The organism is Brevundimonas sp. (genome assembly GCF_036399195.1).
In the GTDB taxonomy this organism is placed as follows: Bacteria; Pseudomonadota; Alphaproteobacteria; order Caulobacterales; family Caulobacteraceae; genus Brevundimonas.
In genome coordinates this window covers 1-1,832 of sequence record NZ_DASWNO010000177.1, presented here as the reverse complement: position 1 = coordinate 1,832, position 1,832 = coordinate 1, and the positions used below count along the sequence as shown (strand labels likewise).

Annotated in this window: 3 protein-coding genes and 1 pseudogene; all 4 read left to right on the top strand. The window is 74.9% G+C overall.

All coding sequences use genetic code 11. The features are described from left to right. Positions 1–517 (top strand): EF-hand domain-containing protein (locus VGB60_RS08400; protein WP_331037819.1); only part of this gene is annotated, 517 nt, incomplete at its 5' end. 66 nt (positions 518–583) lie between these two features. Continuing rightward, positions 584–1,147 (top strand): RNA polymerase sigma factor, encoded by a 564-nt coding sequence (locus VGB60_RS08395; RefSeq protein ID WP_331037818.1) that lies wholly within the window; start codon positions 584–586, stop codon positions 1,145–1,147. A gap of 5 nt (positions 1,148–1,152) precedes the next feature. Then, a complete protein-coding gene (locus tag VGB60_RS08390) occupies positions 1,153–1,581 on the top strand; it encodes a hypothetical protein (RefSeq protein ID WP_331037817.1) in 429 nt (142 codons plus the stop codon). After that, positions 1,578–1,832 (top strand): annotated as a pseudogene (locus VGB60_RS08385) (hypothetical protein); the annotation flags it as partial. The gene VGB60_RS08390 and the pseudogene VGB60_RS08385, both read left to right, overlap by 4 nt.

Below are 1,832 nucleotides of genomic sequence, written 5' to 3'. Positions count from 1 at the left end.
GGCCGCGCGCGGCCTGCGCGCCGACACGGACGGCGACCGCCGCATCAGCCAGTCTGAATTCGTGGCGCGCCGCGTCGATCGCCTAACCGCCGCCGACGCCAATCGCGACGGCTCGGTGACCGCGGACGAGCGCCGCGCCGTCGCCCAGACCCGCAAGGCCGGCCGGGCGGCCGACCGCTTCCAGCGGCTGGACGCTGATGGCGACGGCGCCGTCAGCCGGGCCGAGTTCGACGCCCGCGGAGCGGCTCGCGCCGAGCGCGCGCAGGCTCGTCCTGACCGCGCGATGCGTGTCGCCCGCCGGGCGCAACGCCTCGACCGGACCGCCGTCGTCACGATCGCCCAGGCCCAGGCGCGGGCCGAGCAGGCCTTCGTGCGGCTGGACGCCGACCGCGACGGCTACGTCACCGTCGCCGAGCGGCAGGCGCGGGGCGAGGCTCGCCGCGAGCAGCGCCGCGAGCGGATGGCGAACCGTCGCGCCGGACGGGTGACGTCGGCCCCGGCTCCGACTACGGAGTAGGCCAGATGTCAGGGGCGACGGTCATGCGCCGAACGACCCTTTCGCGAATGAGGGATGAGGGCCGGATTGGCGCCGATCGCCGACCCCGACGAGGAACTGGTGCGCCGCGTGGGTCAGGGCGACCCCGCGGCTATTCAGGCGATGGTGGCGCGCAAGCTGCCGCGCATGCTGGCGCTGGCGCAGCGGATGCTGGGCGATCCGGTCGAGGCGGAGGACGTGGCGCAGGACGCCATGCTTCGCGCCTGGCGACAGGCGCCGCGCTGGACGCCGGGGAAGGCCAAGTTCGACACCTGGCTGCACCGGGTGGCGCTGAACCTCTGCTACGACAGGCTGAGGCGACGGCGCGAAGCGCCGACCGACGTCCTGCCCGAGCGGGCGTTCGAAGGACCGGCGCCGGACCGGGGTCTGATGGCGGCGGACGTGGGTGCGCGCGTGGATGCTGCGCTGGCGCGGCTGCCCGAACGGCAGCGCGAGGCCCTTGTGCTGTGTCATTATCAGGAGCTGACCAACATCGAGGCGGCGGACCTGATGGCGGTCAGCGTGGACGCGCTGGAGAGCCTGCTGTCGCGAGGGCGGCGGGCGTTGAGACTGGCCCTGGCCGACATACGGCCGGGCGCTGAAGGAGCATGAGCAGGATGACGCCGGAACGATTCGACGCTCTGGTCGCCGCATGGGGCGCCGACGCCCGCCGCTGGCCCGAGGCGGAACGCGCGGCGGCGCAAGCGTTCGCGGCGAGCCGTCGGGACATCGTCGGCCCCGTGCTGGCGGAAGCCGACGCCGTCGATGCGCTGCTGCACGCCTCACGCGCGGTCCAGCCGTCGGCGGCGCTGCGCGACCGGGTCATCGCCGCGGCGGCCGGGGCGGGGCTGACGGCGAAACGAGAAGGCCGCCGATGGCTGGACCGGATGGCGCTGGCGCTCGGCGCCGGCTGGACCGCGGCCGCCTGCGCGGGCGTCGCCGCGGGCGTGATCATGACGACGCACCTGACCGCCGACGCCCAGGCCGATGCGGTCCTCTACCAGGCCTCGCTGTTGGCGGTGGACGACACCGAGGTGCTGGGATGAGCCCCAGGACGAAGTCCCTGCTGCTGGCGGGCTCGGTCGCGCTGAATCTGTTCGCCGTCGCGGCGGGGGCGACCCTGCTGGTGACGCGCGCCCAGGTCGAGGATCGGGTGGAAGCCCAGCACAAGCCGCCGCGCACCGGCTCGCCGATGATGCTGATCGGCCAACTGGCCCCCGCCGAGCGCGAGCGCGTGCGCGACGCCCTGCGCGCCTCGGCCCTCGCCGCCCGTCCCGACTTCGAGGCGGCGCGGCAG

Bases quoted from the DNA above. Each gene is read 5' to 3' on its own strand.
- VGB60_RS08390 (WP_331037817.1), top strand. From the start codon at position 1,153: ATGACGCCGGAACGATTCGACGCTCTGGTCGCCGCATGGGGCGCCGAC.